The following is a 16,374-nucleotide window of genomic DNA, read 5'->3' as shown; positions in this document are numbered from 1 at the left end:
TTGCTCCGTCCCATGCGGCCGGACGCGCATCCAGTGGCTGACGGGCGACGCGATCAGGCCATTGCAGGCAAGCGCACATCGACGTCGTGCGCCACGTTGTCATCACGCAATGCAATCGAGAAGTCGTCCTGGTCGACGCCGTCAACGGACAGGCGTCGCTCCTCGTCGGCGCCTTGCGTGACGCGGATCCGGTAGACGGAATTGCGGTAGCGATAGCGGACGGTGAAGCCGGGCCATCCGGCAGGAATGCATGGCGCAAGCCGCAGGGACGCGCCTTCCAGGTGCAGTCCCAGCAGGGATTCGATGATCAACCGGTACATCCAGCCGGCCGATCCCGTGTACCAGGTCCACCCGCCGCGCCCCACGTGCGGCGCCACTGCATAGACATCGGCAGCGGCGACGTAGGGTTCCACCTTGTAGACGGCAACGGCAGCAGCATCCAGTGCGTGGTTGACCGGATTGATCATGCGGAACAGTTCCCACGCACGCTGCCGATCGCCCAGTTCGGCGAATGCCATCGTGGCCCAGACCGCCGCATGGGTGTACTGCCCGCCGTTCTCGCGAACGCCCGGGACGTAACCACGGATATAGCCCGGATCCTCTCCGGATTTGTCGAATGGCGGGTCGAGCAACCGGATCAACCCCGCTTCGCGGCTGACGAGGTGCTCGTCGAGCGATGCCATCGCCTGCCGTGCGCGTGCAGGTTCCCCGGCACCCGACAGGACCGACCAACTCTGCGCGATCGAATCGATCCTGCACTCGACGCTTGCCTTGGAGCCGAGCGGCGCGCCGTCGTCGAACCACGCCCGCCGGTACCACTCACCATCCCACGCGTGCTCTTCCAGGTTCAGGCGAAGCTGCGCGGCTGCGGCACTGCAGCGATCGGCGAATGCCGCATCGCCACGATCGCGCGCCACTGCGCTGAAGCGCGTCAACCCGTCGAACAGGAAGAATCCCAGCCAGACGCTTTCGCCCCGCCCGGCGGCGCCGACGCGATTCATGCCGTCGTTCCAGTCACCACTGCCGATGAGCGGCAGTCCGCGCTGCCCGAGCAATGACAGGCCGCGGTCCAGGCTGCGCACGCAATGCTGGTACAGGGTTTCGCGCTGCCCCGAACGCGTCGGGAGGTCGTAATAGGACTCCTCGTCCGGATTGAGCGGGCGTCCTTCGATGTAGGGGACGACCTCGTCGAGGACCGTCGCATCCTGCGTTGTCTCGAGATAGCGGCAGGCGGCCGTTGGCAACCACAGGTAATCGTCGGAACACTGCGTCCGCACACCGCGATCCGCCGGCGGATGCCACCAATGCTGGACATCGCCCTGCGGGAACTGGTGTGCGGCACTGAGCAGCAGGTGCTCGCGCAACCGCTCGGGATGCGCATGCACCATCGCCATGGTGTCCTGGAGCTGGTCACGGAACCCGAAGGCGCCACCGGACTGGTAATAACCACTGCGTGCCAGGTACCTGCATGCAATGGTCTGGTACAGTAGCCACCCATTGGCGAGCACGTCGACGCTGGGCTCGGGTGTCTCGATCTGCACGGCACCCAGTGTGCGCAACCAGTGGATGCGCACCGCATCCAGCGCGTCGTGGGCCGCGGCGACGCCACGGTGCTTCGCGGCAACCCGTGCCGCGTCGCCCAGGTCGGCTCCCATGCCGAGCCGGAACACGATCTCCGTCGACTCGCCGGGTTGCAACGTCACGGGCAACTGGATGGCGGCGCAAGGGTCCAGGCCGGCACCGACCTTCCCCGACAAGCGCTCGCGCAGCATCGCTGCCGGCGCGTGCATGCTGCCGTTGCGGCCGAGGAATTCATCCCGGTCGCCGGTGACCGTGCGAGAGCCGGTCAGCGGCGTATCGGCATCCGCATCCAGGAAGCCGACCCTGCCCTCGAATTCCGTGTTGTACGAATTGCGCGCCGTGAGCAATCCGGTGGCGGCATCGAAACCGGTCACCACGTGCATCTGCGTCTTGGCACGCAGGTCACCCAGCACCCATTCGACATAACCGGTGGCGGAAATGCGCCGCGGGCGACCGGACCTGTTGGAGAGCTTGAGGACCGAGAACTTGACCGAGTCCGCAAGCGCCACGTAGACCCATAGTTCACTCGAGATGCCAGCCTCGACATGCTCGTACACGCTGTAGCCGAAGCCATGCCGCGTGCAGTAATCGCCCTCGCCGCGCATTGGCAGCGGACTGGGCGACCAGACCCGTCCCGACTCCTCGTCCCGCAGGTAGATCGCCTCGCCGCAGGTGTCGGTGATCGGGTCGTTGGGCCAGGGCGTGAGCCGGAACTCATGCGCGTTCTCGCCCCACGTGTAACCGCATGCGCTTTCGCTGAGCACGCACCCGAAATTCTCATTCGCCAGCACGTTCGACCAGGGCGCCGGGGTCATGTCGCCGGCGGCGATCCGCACCTGGTATTCGCGTCCGTCGCGCGAAAAACCTCCGCTGCCGTTGTCGAACAGCAATGACTCATCCCTCGCCTCGAACGGCCAGGGATCCTGCCCGGACGCATCGTCCACCTCTCCTGGCTGCACGGCCTCCGGCTCGCCGTCCGATGTCGTGGCCACTGGCACCAGCAACGGGATCTCGGGTGGAAGGACGATCCGCCGTCCCACCTGGTCGACAAGCTTGCCCTGTGCGTCGCTGACGATCACCCGCGCCACCGTCTGCATGAGCACCCGGTCCTCGTGGGAAATCTGCTGTGCGGGACGCACGAAAATGCCTCCGGGACGGTCGATGAGGTTGGCTTCGACGCCCGCGGCGATCAGGCCCATGATCTGGTCCTGCAATTGCTGGCGGTAACCGGCCTGGTCCTCGTTCCAGATCACCAGGTCCACCGCCAGGCCCTTGAGCCGCCAGTACGCGTGCGCCTGCACCATCTGCCGGACGAGGTCGATGTTGGCGACGTCGGCGATCTTCAACAGGACGATCGGCAGGTCGCCCGAAATCGCCTGCCCCCACAATCCCGACTGCCCACGCCGGTTCTGCAGCAGGATCGAGGCATCCGCGCGCATGGCTGCGTTTGCGAACACCACCAGTCCAGCCAGTCGCTCGTACAGTTGTGCGTCGCCCTGCGATGCATTGATCTGGCGCCGGACGACCTGGCTGTGCGTCCAGGCCAGGTCGAACACGCGGTCCGCCATGCGTCGATCGCGATACTTGTCGATCATCTGGTCGCACTCGCCGCGCGACCCGCACGTGCCGGTCACCATGTCCACGATCGCGCTCTGGTCCGGCGCCAGCGTGATCCGGCAGCGCACGGAGACGACCGGATCGAGCACCGAGCCCTGCGAGCCGGACAGTGCCTGCGTCGCGAGCATCGCATCGGGGCTGGCGAGCGTTTGCCCACGCCCGATGAACCTGGCGCGATCCGTCTCGTAGGACACGGCGTGCGCGCCTGCGTCATGCACCGCGACCTGGTGGAACATCCATGGCTGCACCTCGTCGTGCGCCCGCGCCCGCCGGGTACAGACGATGGCCTGCTTCGCCTTGACGATCTCCGTCTGCACGAACAGGTTGCTGAAGGCCGGGTGCAGCTCGTCCGAAATCGCCGGTGCCAGCACGACTTCACCATAGGTGGTGATCTCGATCGTCCGCGCGACCCGGCTGCGATTGCTGACGCGCAGGCGCCGCAGCTCGATGTCGTCCTCGGCCGATACCGCGATTTCGGTGTGCATCTCGAAGTCGCGCCTGTGGCCGCGGAACTCGACCTTGGCATCGGAGAAAATGGCTTCGTAACCGTCGACCACCACGCAGGCCGGCTGGTGCGACGTGGACCAGAAGTCGCCGCTGGCGACGTCGCGCAGGTAGCAGAAATTGCCCCAGCAATCGCGCGTTCCGTCCTCGCGCCAACGGGTGACGGCCATGTCGCGCAAGCGGCTGTAGCCGCCGCCGGCGCTGGTCAGCATCGTGTGGTAGCGACCGTTGGACAACATCTGCACGGCCGGACGCGCGCCGCCAGCCGAACGAAACACACGCAGGCGGGTTTCGTGGACTTCGCTGGCCACCGCTGCGCCGGAAACCTCGGCGGCATGCGGATGGAACGTACCCGTGCGCGGCACGCGCTCCTGCAGCAGCAGCAGCGTTGCCTGGAATTCGGGATCCGCGACAAAGCGTCGCTGCATCGGCTGGTCGTGCAGCAGGTAGTCGATCGACAGCAGGCCCATTCCCTGGTGATGCGCCATGAACGACCGGACCACCGTCGATCGCTGGCCGCGCGGCAACCGCGCCGGCGTGTAATCGATGGCTTCATACAGGCCGAAACGTCCGCTGAAACCAGCGGTCGTGAGGCGTTGCAGGTTGTCGCAGGCGCGCTGCGGAGCCACCATCAGCGCCAGCATGCTGGCATAGGGTGCGATGACCAGGTCCTGCGCCAATCCGCGCTGCAGCCCGAGGCCCGGCACGCCAAAGGCGCGGTACTGGTAGTTCATCCGCGCATCGACGGTGTTGTAGCCCGATTCCGAGATGCCCCACGGCACATCGCGCTGGTTGCCGTATTCGATCTGGCGCTCGACCGAGGTCCTGGCCGTCTGGTCGAGCAGCGTCCCCTCGTAGCTGGGCATGACCAGCTGCGGCATCAGGTACTCGAACATGGATCCGGACCACGACAGCAAGGTTGGTTCGCCATCGACCTCGGTCAGCAGCCGGCCCAGCGCGAACCATGACTCCTGCGGCAACTGCCCCTGGGCGATCGCGACGAAACTGCACAGACGCGCCTCGGAGGCCAGCAGGTCGTAGAAGCCGGCATCCAGGCGGCGGTCGTCGACGTTGTAGCCGATCGACAGCAAATGACGCGAATGGTCGTAAAGGAACTGCAGGTCCACCTGGGCGAAGGATGCGGCCAACGTGGCCAGTCGTTCTAGTTCCGCGATACGCGCGCTTGCAGCCGCGATGGCGGCACCGCGCTGCGCGTCCGTCAGCGGACTGGCAGTCCACAGCGAGGACGCCGGTTCGGCGATGTCGCGCAGCGTCGGCACGCCTGCCATCGATGGCCATGGATCCTCGGCACCGGCCTGGCACCAGGGCGCGATGGACGCGATGTCGTCGATGAACGCATGACTCTGCCGGCGCAGCGACGCAGCCCAATGACGCGCCTCCTCGGTTGCCGCCGACAGCGACTGCTCCAGCTCCTCCGCATGCGTGCGGATCGCCACGAGTTGCGACAACGCGCCGACCAACGAGGCAGCCGGATGCGCGATGGCGGCGTCCAGCGCCTGGCGCAGGGGCTGCAACACCTCCGGCGCGTCGTGCATCTCCGCGAGCACGTCGAGCGTGTCGCGCAGGCCACCAAAGGTTGCTCGTGGCAGCACTGGCTGGTCGATCAGCTCCAGCAAGCCCTGGCGTAGCGTGAGCAGGTGGCCGCAGAGATTTCCGCTGTCCACCGTGGACACGTACCGCGGAAGCAACGGCTGCAGGCTTTCGGTGTCGTACCAGTTGAAGAAGTGGCCGTTGAAACGCGCCAGCCCGGACAGCGTGCGCAGCGTGTTGGCTGTGCGTGTCGCCGCCTCCCCGGCCGCGAGGTAGCCGAAGTCGTACGCGGACAGGTTGGCCAGCAAGGCAAGGCCGACGTTGGTCGGCGAGGTGCGCCGCGCGACGATCAGTGACGGGTGTTCCTGGACGTTGTCGGGCGGCAACCAGTGGTTGCCCTCGTCGACATATTCCTCGAAGAACGCCCATGTGCGACGCGCCAGCCGCCGCAGGAATTGCCGCTTCGTCTCCGACAATGCCACCCGCTTGCGCGCGCGCGGGCGACCGAGTGCCCACATGAGCAGTGGCGAAAATGCCCATGACACCAGGACCAGGCCCGCGACCGGCAAGGCGGCGGGATTGAGCCGCAGCAGCAGGATGCCGACAGCAACGGCGACGGCGGGTGCAGACCACATGCTGCGCACGACGCCCGCCAATCCCGCGCCGGTCGTGCGCTCGACCTCGCTGGACGGGCTCCACTGCAGCAGATGGCGCCGTGTCACCACCATTCGCCACAGGCTCGTGGAGATCGCCTGCAGGCTGAAGAACGCCTCGTACGGCATGCAGGCAAGCGTGATCGGTGCGCGCGAGAACTGTCGGGCGATCGAGACCCGCAACTGGGCAAGATGCGTACCCAGCGGAATGTCGGCTGGCTTGTTGAATACATCCCGCAGCGAAGCCAGCAGCGGCGGCACGAACAGGATCGCCAGGACCCAGGTCGTCCATGCAAGCGGTCGCGGCCCCATGACCCATCCGAGCACCAGCAAGGTGGTCATGGCAGCCGGAACGAGACTTCGCCGCAAATTGTCCAGCACCTTCCCGCGTGACAGCCACGAAAGGGGATTGCGCTCACGGCGCCCGTGGCGCATCGGCACGACGGGCAGGAGCCACGGCAGTAACTGCCAGTCGCCCCGGATCCAGCGCTGTCGCCGCTTGACGTCCAGGCCGTAACGCGCCGGATAGTCCTCGTTGAGCTGCACGTCGCTCACCAGGCCGGCGCGTGCGTAGCACCCTTCCAGCAGGTCGTGGCTCAGGATGGAGTTGTCGGGGAACCGCCCCTCGAGTGCGCGCTCGAATGCGTCGATGTCATAGATGCCCTTGCCGACGAACGAGCCTTCGCCGAACAGGTCCTGGTAGACATCCGAAACGGCGCGCGTATACGGATCGATACCGGGCTCGCCACTGAACAGGCGCGCATACCAGGAGCGACGCTGGCCGCTCATGCTGACGCCAACCCCCGGTTGCAGGATGCCGTACCCACGGCTCACGACGTTGCGCCGTCCGTCGAACTGGGCCCGGTTCAGCGGGTGCGCGAGAGTACCGACCAGCGCCCGCGCCGCATCGCGCGGCAGCTGCGTGTCGGTATCGAGCGTGATGACATAACGGATGTCGCCCAGGACCGACAGATCGCCCGCGATCCGGAGGAATGCATCGGGCCTGCCGCCCCTGAGCAGCGCATTGAGCGCGGCCAGTTTTCCACGCTTGCGCTCGTGGCCCATCCACGCGCGTTCGCGGGGGTTCCACTCTCGCGGCCGATGGAACAGGAAGAACACATCGCCCCTTGCGGAGGCATGGCGTGCGTTGAGCGCATTGATCTCGGCCTGGGCGTGATCGAGAAGGCCCGGGTCCTGCGGCAACGACTCCGACGCCGAGTCGAAGAAGTCGGTAAGCAGCGCGAAATGCAGGTTGGCATCGCGATTGGCGAGGAAACGCACCTCGAGCGCCTCCACCAGCGCGTTGATGGTGTCGGCATCGCCGAACATGGTGGGCACGACGACGATTGTCTTCGCGTCAGCGGGGATTCCCTTCGTAAAATCGAGCCGTGGCAAGGTCCTTGGCAAGGCGAGCAGCGTTGCGCCCCAGTTGACGAGCGAGATCCCCAGTTCGCTGAAGGCCACCACGCACAAGGCCGCAACCACCCACAGCACGCTGTGGCCAGCCAGCGCATCCACGGCGCCATCGATCAGGCCGTAGGTGCAGACCGCCACGATCAGCGCCATTGGGAACAGGTAGCCGGCGAGGGGCAATCGGCGGCCAGCCTTCAGGATCGCGCGCGCCGCGTGGCGCGTTGGCGCCAGCGCGTGCTTCAGCGCATCCACGCCGTCGTCGACGAGATAGAAGCCGACGTGCGCCTCCACGTCGCCGGCTCCGACCGCCTCGGCGCGGGCCTGCGCCAGTTGGACGGCAAAGTCGGCGACGAAGGTTTCGTCGAGATCCATGCGGCGCGCGATCTGCTCCACGCGGTGGCGGTAGCGATCGCGCGTGGCGAAATCCATCAGGCCATAGACCCCGCCTGGATCGCTGCGCAACCGCGCCTCGACCGTGCTCATGCTCTCGACGAAATCCCGCCAGTCCATCATCGACAGGAAGCGGATGCTGCCGATGCTGTTGCTGATCGAGACCTGGCTCGACGCCTGTTGCTGGCTTTCGGCCTGGACCATCTGTTCGATCGAGTGGCCTGCGTCGGCAAGCCACTGCTCGATCCAGGTCAGCGGCAGTGCCAGGGTCATGCTCTGGCCCTGCAGCCGGCGCGCGAGTTCGGCAACGAACGAGCTGGACATGGGCGGCCGCGAACGCACCATGTCAGCCAGCACGAGCACCAGGCTCTTGGGATCCGATTCCGCCACCGAGGTGAGCTGGTCGGCCCATGCCTCGGCGACGTTGCGATCGATCAAGTGGCCCATCACCCGCGAACTGACCCGCCGGAGGTTCTCGATCAGGGCCAGGCGCAGCATGATCGGGATCGCCCACAATTCGCCCAGCCGCAACGGCGTGACGCTCTGGTAGGCGGCAACGAAGCGACCCAGGCTTTCGGCATCCACCCGGCCATCGCCGTGGGAGATGGCGCTGAGGGCGATGTCGTACACACGGGGAAAGCCCGCGGATGGCCCACTGGTAAGCCGTGGCAATTCGCGGCTGTAGCCCCTGGGGAAATGCCGCTGGGCCAGCCGGATCTGTTCTTCGATCAGGTAGACGTTGTCGAGCAGCCATTCACCAGCTGGTGTCAGGTGGCGTTTGGCCTGCACCGCGTCTTCGAGCATCGCGCAGGCGCGATCGAGCACCCGGCGATTGTCATTCAGGCGTTCAAGAAGCCGATCCGGGGCGGGCCTGGTGCTGACGACATGCGACCGGGCCAACACCCTGCCCTGGCGCTCCATCTGCTCGGCGGTCAGCAGTGGCGCGCGCAAGGGCGCTTCATCGGCCTCGTTCGCGGGCGCCTGCGCGCGCAATCCCAGAGCGCGTACCCAGGAACGTACGTACGCCTCAAAACTTGGCATCTAGGATTCCGTCAAATGAATCAGACCATGATCGCACCGAACCGGCCGCCGTCCGTGAACGCTCCAGACAGCCGGACCTGTTTATAAGGATTGACGGATGCGCAATGCGCATGCGCATGCCCCGTCACCACGGACGATTGGAAGCACACATGGAAGCACACGTCAGCCCCCTGGCCGGTCATCTGTCCGACCCCTCGCAGCGGGTTGACGTCGATGCGCTCGTCGCCGCCTACCACGACCGCGCGCCGGACCTCGGCGATCCGGCACAGCGCGTTGCATTCGGCACATCCGGACACCGCGGCTCGTCCCTGGACGGAAGCTTCAACGAGGCGCACATCCTGGCCATCACGCAGGCCGTTTGCGTCCATCGCGCACAGCGCGGGATCGACGGACCGTTGTTCATCGGCATGGACACGCACGCACTGTCCCTGCCGGCGTTGCAGAGCGCGCTGGAAGTGCTGGCCGCGCACGGCGTGGAAACCCGGTACGCAGCCAACGGCGAGTACACGCCGACCCCCGCCATCTCGAATGCCATCCTTGTCCACAATCGCGGGCGGACGCGCGGGCTTGCCGATGGCATCGTGGTGACGCCGTCGCACAATCCGCCGGAGGATGGCGGGTTCAAGTACAACCCACCCAATGGGGGGCCTGCGGATACGACGGTGACCGGCTGGATCCAGGACCACGCCAATCAGCTGCTCGCCGCCGGACCCAGGCACATCCGGCGGATGCCGCTGGACCAGGCAATGCGACAGAACACCACGCAGCCGCACGACTTCATCGGCAGCTACGTCGCCGACCTCGCCAGCGTCATCGACTTCGCCGTCATCCGGGCTTCCGGCGTCCGCATCGGCGTGGATCCGCTGGGCGGGGCCGGGGTGCATTACTGGTCGCGCATCGCTGAAGAACACGCGATCAACCTGGAGATTGTCAGCGAGGATGTCGATCCGCAGTTCGGATTCATGCCGCTGGACTGGGACGGGCGGATCCGGATGGATCCATCGTCCCGCTATGCGATGCAGCGCCTGATCGGGCTGAAGGACCGCTTCGACGTCGCCTGCGCCTGCGACACCGACCACGACCGCCATGGCATCGTCACGCCCGGCGTGGGACTGATGCCGTCCAACCACTACCTGAGCGTTGCCATCGACCACCTGTACCGCAACCGCCCGTCGTGGAAACCGGACGCGGCGGTGGGCAAGACGCTGGTGAGCAGCGCCATGATCGATCGCGTCGCCCATCGGCTGGGGCGCCGCCTGTTCGAGGTTCCCGTGGGCTTCAAATGGTTCGCCGACGGCCTGTTCGACGGCAGCCTGGGCTTCGGTTGCGAAGAGAGCGCCGGGGCCACGTGCCTGCGACGGGACGGCACGGTCTGGACCACCGACAAGGACGGCATCGTGCTCGGGCTGCTGGCAGCGGAGATCACTGCAGCGGCCGGCCGCGATCCGGCGGAAGCCTACGAGGACCTGGCCCGGGAACTCGGCCCGATGTTCACCGATCGGGTCGAGGCACATGCCGATGCCGTGCAGAAAAAACGCCTGTCCGGCCTCACCGCCGACCAGGTCGCCGACAGGCAACTGGCAGGGGAACCCATCCGGTCGATCCTGGACAAGGCGCCCGGCAACGATGCGCCGGTCGGTGGGATCAAGGTCATCGCGGACAGCGGCTGGTTCGCTGCCCGCCCATCGGGCACCGAGGACATCTACAAGATCTACGGCGAGAGTTTCCGCGACCCGGATCACCTGCAACTGATCCTCGCCGACGCGCAGCGCATCGTGGACGCCGCGTTGGCGAATTGATTGCCGTGTCGCCGGCAGGCGTGCCTCTTGGGGCCGTGGGTTATATTTTCCCGTGCCGGAACGCCGGTGATGACGAGTCTCCAGCCGATGCGTGCACCGTCGTGATCCTATCCAGGCGATTCATCGCAGGCGTCCTCGCGACAGCACTGATCCTCCCGGCAATCGCTTATCCAGCGACGCCCTCCGACGCACCGCTGTCGGTGTCGAGCACCGGCATCCCGGGTGTGGAACCGCCCCAGTTGTCGCCGCAATTCTGGATTGGCCGCTTGCGCGCACCGAATCGCGTCGTGCTCGATAGCGGCGAGATCACCAGTCGCAACGCCTTGCTCACGCGCCTGGATGCGTCGATGCATGATCTGGATGTGCTGCCGGCCACGCTCGACCACGCGCAGGTCGCGCGCTGGGTCGGCAATGTCTCGCACCGCCCGGGCGGTCCGCTGTTCGATGCGAGCGGACAAGCTGTCGATTCCGCCGTGCTGGACACCATCGTCGCCAATGCCGACCTGGTCAACATTCCCGCGCAGGAGTCGAGCCGCTTCGGGCTCGCGGTCCGGCGCACCGACATGCGGACGTTCCCCACCCGCCTGCGGGTGTTCTCCAGCACGGGCGACATCGACCTGGATCGTTTCCAGGAAAGCGCGCTGTTTCCCGGAACGCCGGTCGCGATCGTGCACGAGAGCCAGGACCACCAATGGTGGTTCGTGCTCAGCCCGACCTACGCGGCCTGGGTGCCGAAACAGGCGATCGCGGAGGGTCCGAGGTCGCAGGTGCTGGACTATGCGCACCGACGTCCGTCGCTGACCATCACCGGCGCCACGGTGCGGACGACGACGACTCCCGAGGAGCCGCGCGTCTCCGACCTGCAGCTCGACATGGGTGTCCGCCTTCCGCAGGCGACGTTGCCAGCTGGCCAAACGGTCAATGGCCAGAACGCAGCCGCATCCTGGGTCGTGCTCCTGCCGGTCCGCGATGACTCGGGCAGGCTTTCATTGCGACCCGCGCTGCTTCCGCGCAGCGCGGACACGACCGCGGACGCCCTGCCGCTGACCCGCGCGAACACCATCAACCAGGCATTCAAGTTCCTGGGCGAACGCTACGGCTGGGGCGACGACTACGGCACGCGCGACTGCAGCGGCTTCGTGTCGGCCGTGTTCGCCAGCATGGGCGTCGTCCTGCCACGCAACACCGGCGACCAGGCCCGGAATCCCGTCTACACGCGGCTGCACCTGGACGAAGCGACGCCCCGCAACGCACGCACGGCAGCAGTCGATGCGCTGGAAGTCGGCGACCTTGTGTACATCCCGGGCCACGTGATGCTGGTGATCGGACGCATCGGCGGTGTTCCCTACGTCATCCATGACATCCACGACGGCAAGTTCATCGACGCGAACGGCGTGCTGCAATCCTTGCACCTCAATGGCGTCGTGGTCACCCCGCTGGCGCCACTGCAGCTGGATGCAGACCGGACATTCGTCGATGGCATCACCGACATCGTGCGGATGCTCGATGGTCGCCCGGCGCCTGCCGCGCCCGTGGTGCTGCGGCAATGAACCCGGTTGGCAACGTCGGTCGGCTGCTGCTGGCGTTCGCGCTGGCGGCATCTGCTGGATGTGCGCGCCATGCCGTGAAGGCCGCCTTGCCGTGGCAACACGCACGGCAGGCAGTCGTCGTCACCACCGCCGACTGGAACGCCGACCACGGCACACTGCGGCGCTTCGAGAGGCGCCATGGTCGATGGGTGGCAGCCGGCGAGCCGAGGCCCGTCGAAATCGGACGCAGCGGCTCGGCCTGGGGCATCGGACTGCACCCTGCGCCCGCGGCCGGGCCCGTCAAGCGCGAAGGCGATGGACGCAGCCCCGCTGGTGTCTTCGGCATCGGTGATGCGTTCGGCTACGCCGACACGACTTCCACCGCACTGCCCTACCAGGCCATGCAGGCGTCCAGCTATTGCGTCGATGTCAGCGGCTCACCGCTGTACAACCGCATCGTCGACACCCGAGTCGTTGGCGAGGATGCCGTGGCGGGCGCGACGGAACCCATGCGTCGCGACCTGCACGAAAACGGCGACCAGCGTTATCGCCTGGGATTCGTCATCGCGCACAACGCAGGCGCCGTCCCGATGGCCGGAAGTTGCATCTTCGCCCACGTCTGGAAGTCGCCTGGCTCGACCACCAGCGGCTGCACCGCGATGGCGGCAACGACGATGGAGACCGTCCTGTCCTGGCTGCGCCCCGATGCCCAACCGGTTTTCATCCTGCTGCCGCTAGCCGAGTACCGGCGTCTGCAATCGACCTGGGATCTACCGCCGGTCAATGCCCGCCCGTAGCGCTCAGCCCGCGGGTTCCGGAGACCAGCCCGTGGGACTGCGGCGAAATCCAGAGATTCGACCAGGCAGGAAGGCAGCGCGGTCGCGCTGCCAGTTCCAGACTTCCACCGTCATGCTGGTTGCGGAAACGCGGATGACGTTGAAGGCGTTGGCCTCTCCACGGCCCCTGGTCGATGTCGATGTCCCCGACTGCACCACCAGCGCGGCATGGCCGTCGATGCCGTAACGCTCGGCGGTATTGCTGTGATGGGAATGATGCAGGTGCCCCGACAGGAACAGGTCGACGCCGGCTTCGGCGAAGGCGCGCATGGCCATCGACGCCCGGCCGACCAGTTCGGACGCCCCGACATGCGCGGGCACGTCGAATGGATGATGCGTCACCAAGACCCGGACCACGGACGGGTCGAGCCCGGAGAAACGACTGGCGATCGACTCCACCTGGTCGATGTTGATGCGGCCGCCCTTGAACGTCAGCGAACGCGCGGTGCTGATGCCGACGATGGCGATCTCGTCGTCCTGGTAGAACGGCTCGCGCTCGGCCGTGACGTGGCGGCGGAAACGTGCCAGCGGAGCGACGAAACGGCGCATGACATCGTAAAGCGGGACATCGTGGTTGCCGGGAATGACGATCTGCGGCGACGGCAGTCGATCGAGGAATGCACGCGCCTGGATGAACTGGCTTTCGCGTGCGCGCTGGGTGAGATCCCCCGATACCGCGACCACGTCGGGATTGACGGTGGCAACGGCAGCGAGCAACGGCTCGAGCACCTCGGGGTCGGTGCGCCCGAAATGCAGATCGGACAGGTGGGCGATCGTGCGCATCAGCTCGCGCTCCCGGAGGCCACCCGGGTGTCGGCGGGAGCCAGCACGCACAGTGCCTTGGGAAGGATCCGATAGCTGACGGGTGTCGGCAGTGCATTCACTTCGCCATCGGTCGCGATCATGATCGACTGCTTCGGCGATTCCACGCGGAAGTCGGTCGCCTCGAACGCGTCGAAGTCGCCCACATGCGACCCGATTCCGAACAGCGCCCGAAAGCCCAGCGACAACAGGCCCCACGTCGTCTTGGGTCGCAGCACGTACAGGGACAGGTGACCCGCGTCCAGGCGTTCGCGCTTGCCGATGCCGAATCCTTCGAGCACGTAGGTGTTGTTGCCGACGAAGATGAAAGGCGTGCGACGCTGCAATTCCCTGCCATCGACACAGACGACAGCGCTGAAGGATGCCGGATCCCGCAATGCGCTCCAGGTGGCATGGGCGAGTGCCGGCCACTTGCCGATGCCCAGGCGGTGCTGGGCATCCTCCCGCTCGACGACGATGCGCGGGTACAGGCCCATGCTCGAGTTGTTGAGGAAGATGTGGTCGTTGACCCGTGCCACGTCCACCAGGATGGCGTGGTTGTCGGCAATGACCTGGGTGGCCTTGTCGATGTCGAAGGGAATCCCGAGGTCGCGTGCGAAATGGTTCAGGGTGCCCAGCGGCAGGACGCCGAACGTTGCCTTCCGGTCCAGCAACCTGGCGGCAACCGCGTTGATGGTGCCGTCACCTCCGCCCGCCACGATCAGTTCCGCCCCCGCAGCGAGTGCTTCGTCGACGACCTGCGCGATGTCCTGCCCCGGTTGCAGCACGATGACGTTCGCGCGGAGCCCGTGCTTGCGAAATGCCGCCTCGATCGCACCGGCATCGTCCGATGCGCCGTCCGGACCTGAACTTGCATTGACGATCACGGGAATCTCGCTCACGCATTGCTCCGGTTGCGGATGGGCAGCTACTTACGCACTGTCGGTGGCGGTGGCGGTGGCGGGACGTGCGCCCGCGGCGGTGCCGTCGACGCAGCCCTGTCGATCCTGGCAATCCAGTCGGGCGGCATCGAGCAGTGCCGGCATCTTTTCGACCAGGAAATCGATGAACACGCGTACCGCGGGAAGCAGGCCACGCCGCGACGCGAACACCGCGTGAAAAATGCCCTGCGGCAATCGCCACTGCGGCAGGACGACTTCGAGCGTGCCGTCGCGCACCTGCTGCGCGCAGAGCGTTTCGGGCAACAACGTGATGCCGACGCCCTGCTCGGCAAGCGAGCGCAGCATCGGAAAGTCGAAGCCGGACACGCGCGGCTTGAGATCCACGCGACGCACCTCCCCATCCGGACCGTGCAGTTCCCAACGCTGCCTGGCTTCGTCCTCGTTGATGCTGAGCGTCACGTGCTGGGTGAGTTCATCGGGGTCGACGGGGCGACCCATGCCGTCGAGGTAACGTGGGCTGGCGACCAGCAACTCCTGGATCTGGCCGAAGCTGCGCATCACCAGGCCGCCATCGTCATCCAGGCGCGAGCGCACCCGCATCGCAACGTCGAAGCCTTCGTTGATCAGGTCGACCTTGCGATTGCTGACGTGCAGCTGCAAACGCACCTGCGGATAGCGGGCGAGGAACTCCGGCAGCAATCGCGGCATCTGCTCCTGCGCAAGGCCGACCGGGATGCTGACGCGGACCACTCCCCTGGGCTCGGCGCTGAGGCGATCGACGACCTCGCGTGCGGCGTTGGCTTCGGCCAGCATCGTCTGCGCATGGCGATAGACGCCGTTGCCGACATCCGTCACCGCGAAGCGTCGCGTGGACCGCTGCAGCAGTCGCACACCCAGGTCGGACTCGAGCTGGGTGATGCGGCGGCTCAGGCGGGACTTCGGGATGCCCAGTGCCCGTTCGGCCGCGGCGAAACCGCCGTGGTCGACGACCATCGCAAAATAATAGAGGTCGTTCAGGTCCTGCATGGCCGGCTCCAAGGTTCCATAAGTGGAACGATCAATGGCATTTGACTATCTTTATCCCATACAAGCAACAATCTATGGTGGGTCCTGTCGCGGCGAACGGCCGCATCGAAAGGGCAAACCCATGAAACTCCTCCATGTCGACTCCAGCATTCTGGGCCAGCAATCGGCCAGCCGCGAACTCAGCGCGGCGATCGTGACCCGATGGAAGGACGCCGTCCCGGGCCTGCAGGTGACCTACCGCGACCTCGACGCCGCCCCGCTGCCTCACGTCAGCGGACGCTCCCTGGCGGGCGCTGATGCGCCGCAAGCGGCCGAGGCGGGTCGTGCACTGCAGGAGTTCCTGGATGCCGATGTCGTCGTCATCGGGGCGCCGATGTACAACTTCGGCATCCCTTCCACGCTCAAGGCCTGGATCGATCGGCTGGCGGTGGCGGGAAAGACCTTCCACTACACGCCCAATGGCCCGGAAGGCCTCGCCGGCGGCAAGAAGATCATCCTGGCCAGCACCCGCGGCGGCTTCCACCAGCACAGCGGCGCCGACTTCCAGGAGCCGTACCTGCGCTACCTGTTCGGGTTCTTCGGCATCACCGACATCGAGATCGTACGGGCCGAGGGCCTGGCGGTATCGCCAGAGCAGCGCACCGAGGGCATGACAGCCGCTCATCGTTCGATTGTGGTGCCCCTGGCCAAGGCTGCCTGAGCGCCAAATGCAAAGGCCCGCGCGAGCGGGC

The 16,374-nt window shown here is 66.4% G+C and carries 7 protein-coding genes and 1 pseudogene; 4 read left to right on the top strand and 4 right to left on the bottom strand.

Annotated elements, in window-relative coordinates; genetic code table 11:
• Positions 1–53: 53 nt before the first annotated feature.
• The gene (locus GST15_RS03295; protein WP_159015832.1) at positions 54–8,750 is read right to left on the bottom strand and encodes a glycoside hydrolase family 94 protein; all 8,697 of its coding nucleotides are present in this window, start codon (positions 8,748–8,750) and stop codon (positions 54–56) included.
• 149 nt (positions 8,751–8,899) lie between these two features.
• Between GST15_RS03295 and pgm the strand changes: the two genes are divergently transcribed.
• The 3 genes from pgm (at position 8,900) to GST15_RS03280 (ending at position 12,875) form a co-directional block, all read left to right on the top strand.
• Positions 8,900–10,549, top strand: a complete 1,650-nt coding sequence (pgm, locus tag GST15_RS03290; RefSeq protein ID WP_159015831.1) for a phosphoglucomutase (alpha-D-glucose-1,6-bisphosphate-dependent) — start codon at positions 8,900–8,902, stop codon at positions 10,547–10,549.
• 101 nt (positions 10,550–10,650) lie between these two features.
• Positions 10,651–12,099 (top strand): C40 family peptidase, encoded by a 1,449-nt coding sequence (locus GST15_RS03285; RefSeq protein ID WP_233263034.1) that lies wholly within the window; start codon positions 10,651–10,653, stop codon positions 12,097–12,099.
• Entirely contained in the window at positions 12,096–12,875 is a 780-nt protein-coding gene (locus GST15_RS03280) for a L,D-transpeptidase family protein (protein WP_233263033.1), read from the top strand. The genes GST15_RS03285 and GST15_RS03280 overlap by 4 nt, the downstream gene beginning before the upstream one ends.
• 3 nt (positions 12,876–12,878) lie before the next feature.
• On the opposite strand, the gene GST15_RS03275 is transcribed toward GST15_RS03280, so the two are convergent.
• The 3 genes and pseudogenes from GST15_RS03275 to GST15_RS03265 form a co-directional block, all read right to left on the bottom strand.
• Positions 12,879–13,697 (bottom strand): metallophosphoesterase family protein, encoded by an 819-nt coding sequence (locus GST15_RS03275; protein WP_159015830.1) that lies wholly within the window; start codon positions 13,695–13,697, stop codon positions 12,879–12,881.
• Entirely contained in the window at positions 13,697–14,617 is a 921-nt protein-coding gene (locus GST15_RS03270) for a diacylglycerol/lipid kinase family protein (protein ID WP_159015829.1), read from the bottom strand. The genes GST15_RS03275 and GST15_RS03270 overlap by 1 nt, the downstream gene beginning before the upstream one ends.
• A 108-nt stretch (positions 14,618–14,725) precedes the next feature.
• Positions 14,726–15,643, bottom strand: a pseudogene (locus GST15_RS03265) (LysR substrate-binding domain-containing protein); the annotation flags it as partial.
• Positions 15,644–15,764: 121 nt separating this feature from the next.
• Here GST15_RS03265 and GST15_RS03260 point away from each other — a divergent pair.
• Positions 15,765–16,343, top strand: coding sequence for an FMN-dependent NADH-azoreductase (locus tag GST15_RS03260; RefSeq protein ID WP_159015827.1), 579 nt, complete (start codon positions 15,765–15,767; stop codon positions 16,341–16,343).
• Positions 16,344–16,374 lie beyond the last annotated feature (31 nt).

It is taken from the genome of Cognatiluteimonas profundi (assembly GCF_009792795.1).
Classification (GTDB): Bacteria; Pseudomonadota; Gammaproteobacteria; order Xanthomonadales; family Xanthomonadaceae; genus Cognatiluteimonas; species Cognatiluteimonas profundi.
This window is presented reverse-complemented; position numbering and strand designations above follow the sequence as displayed.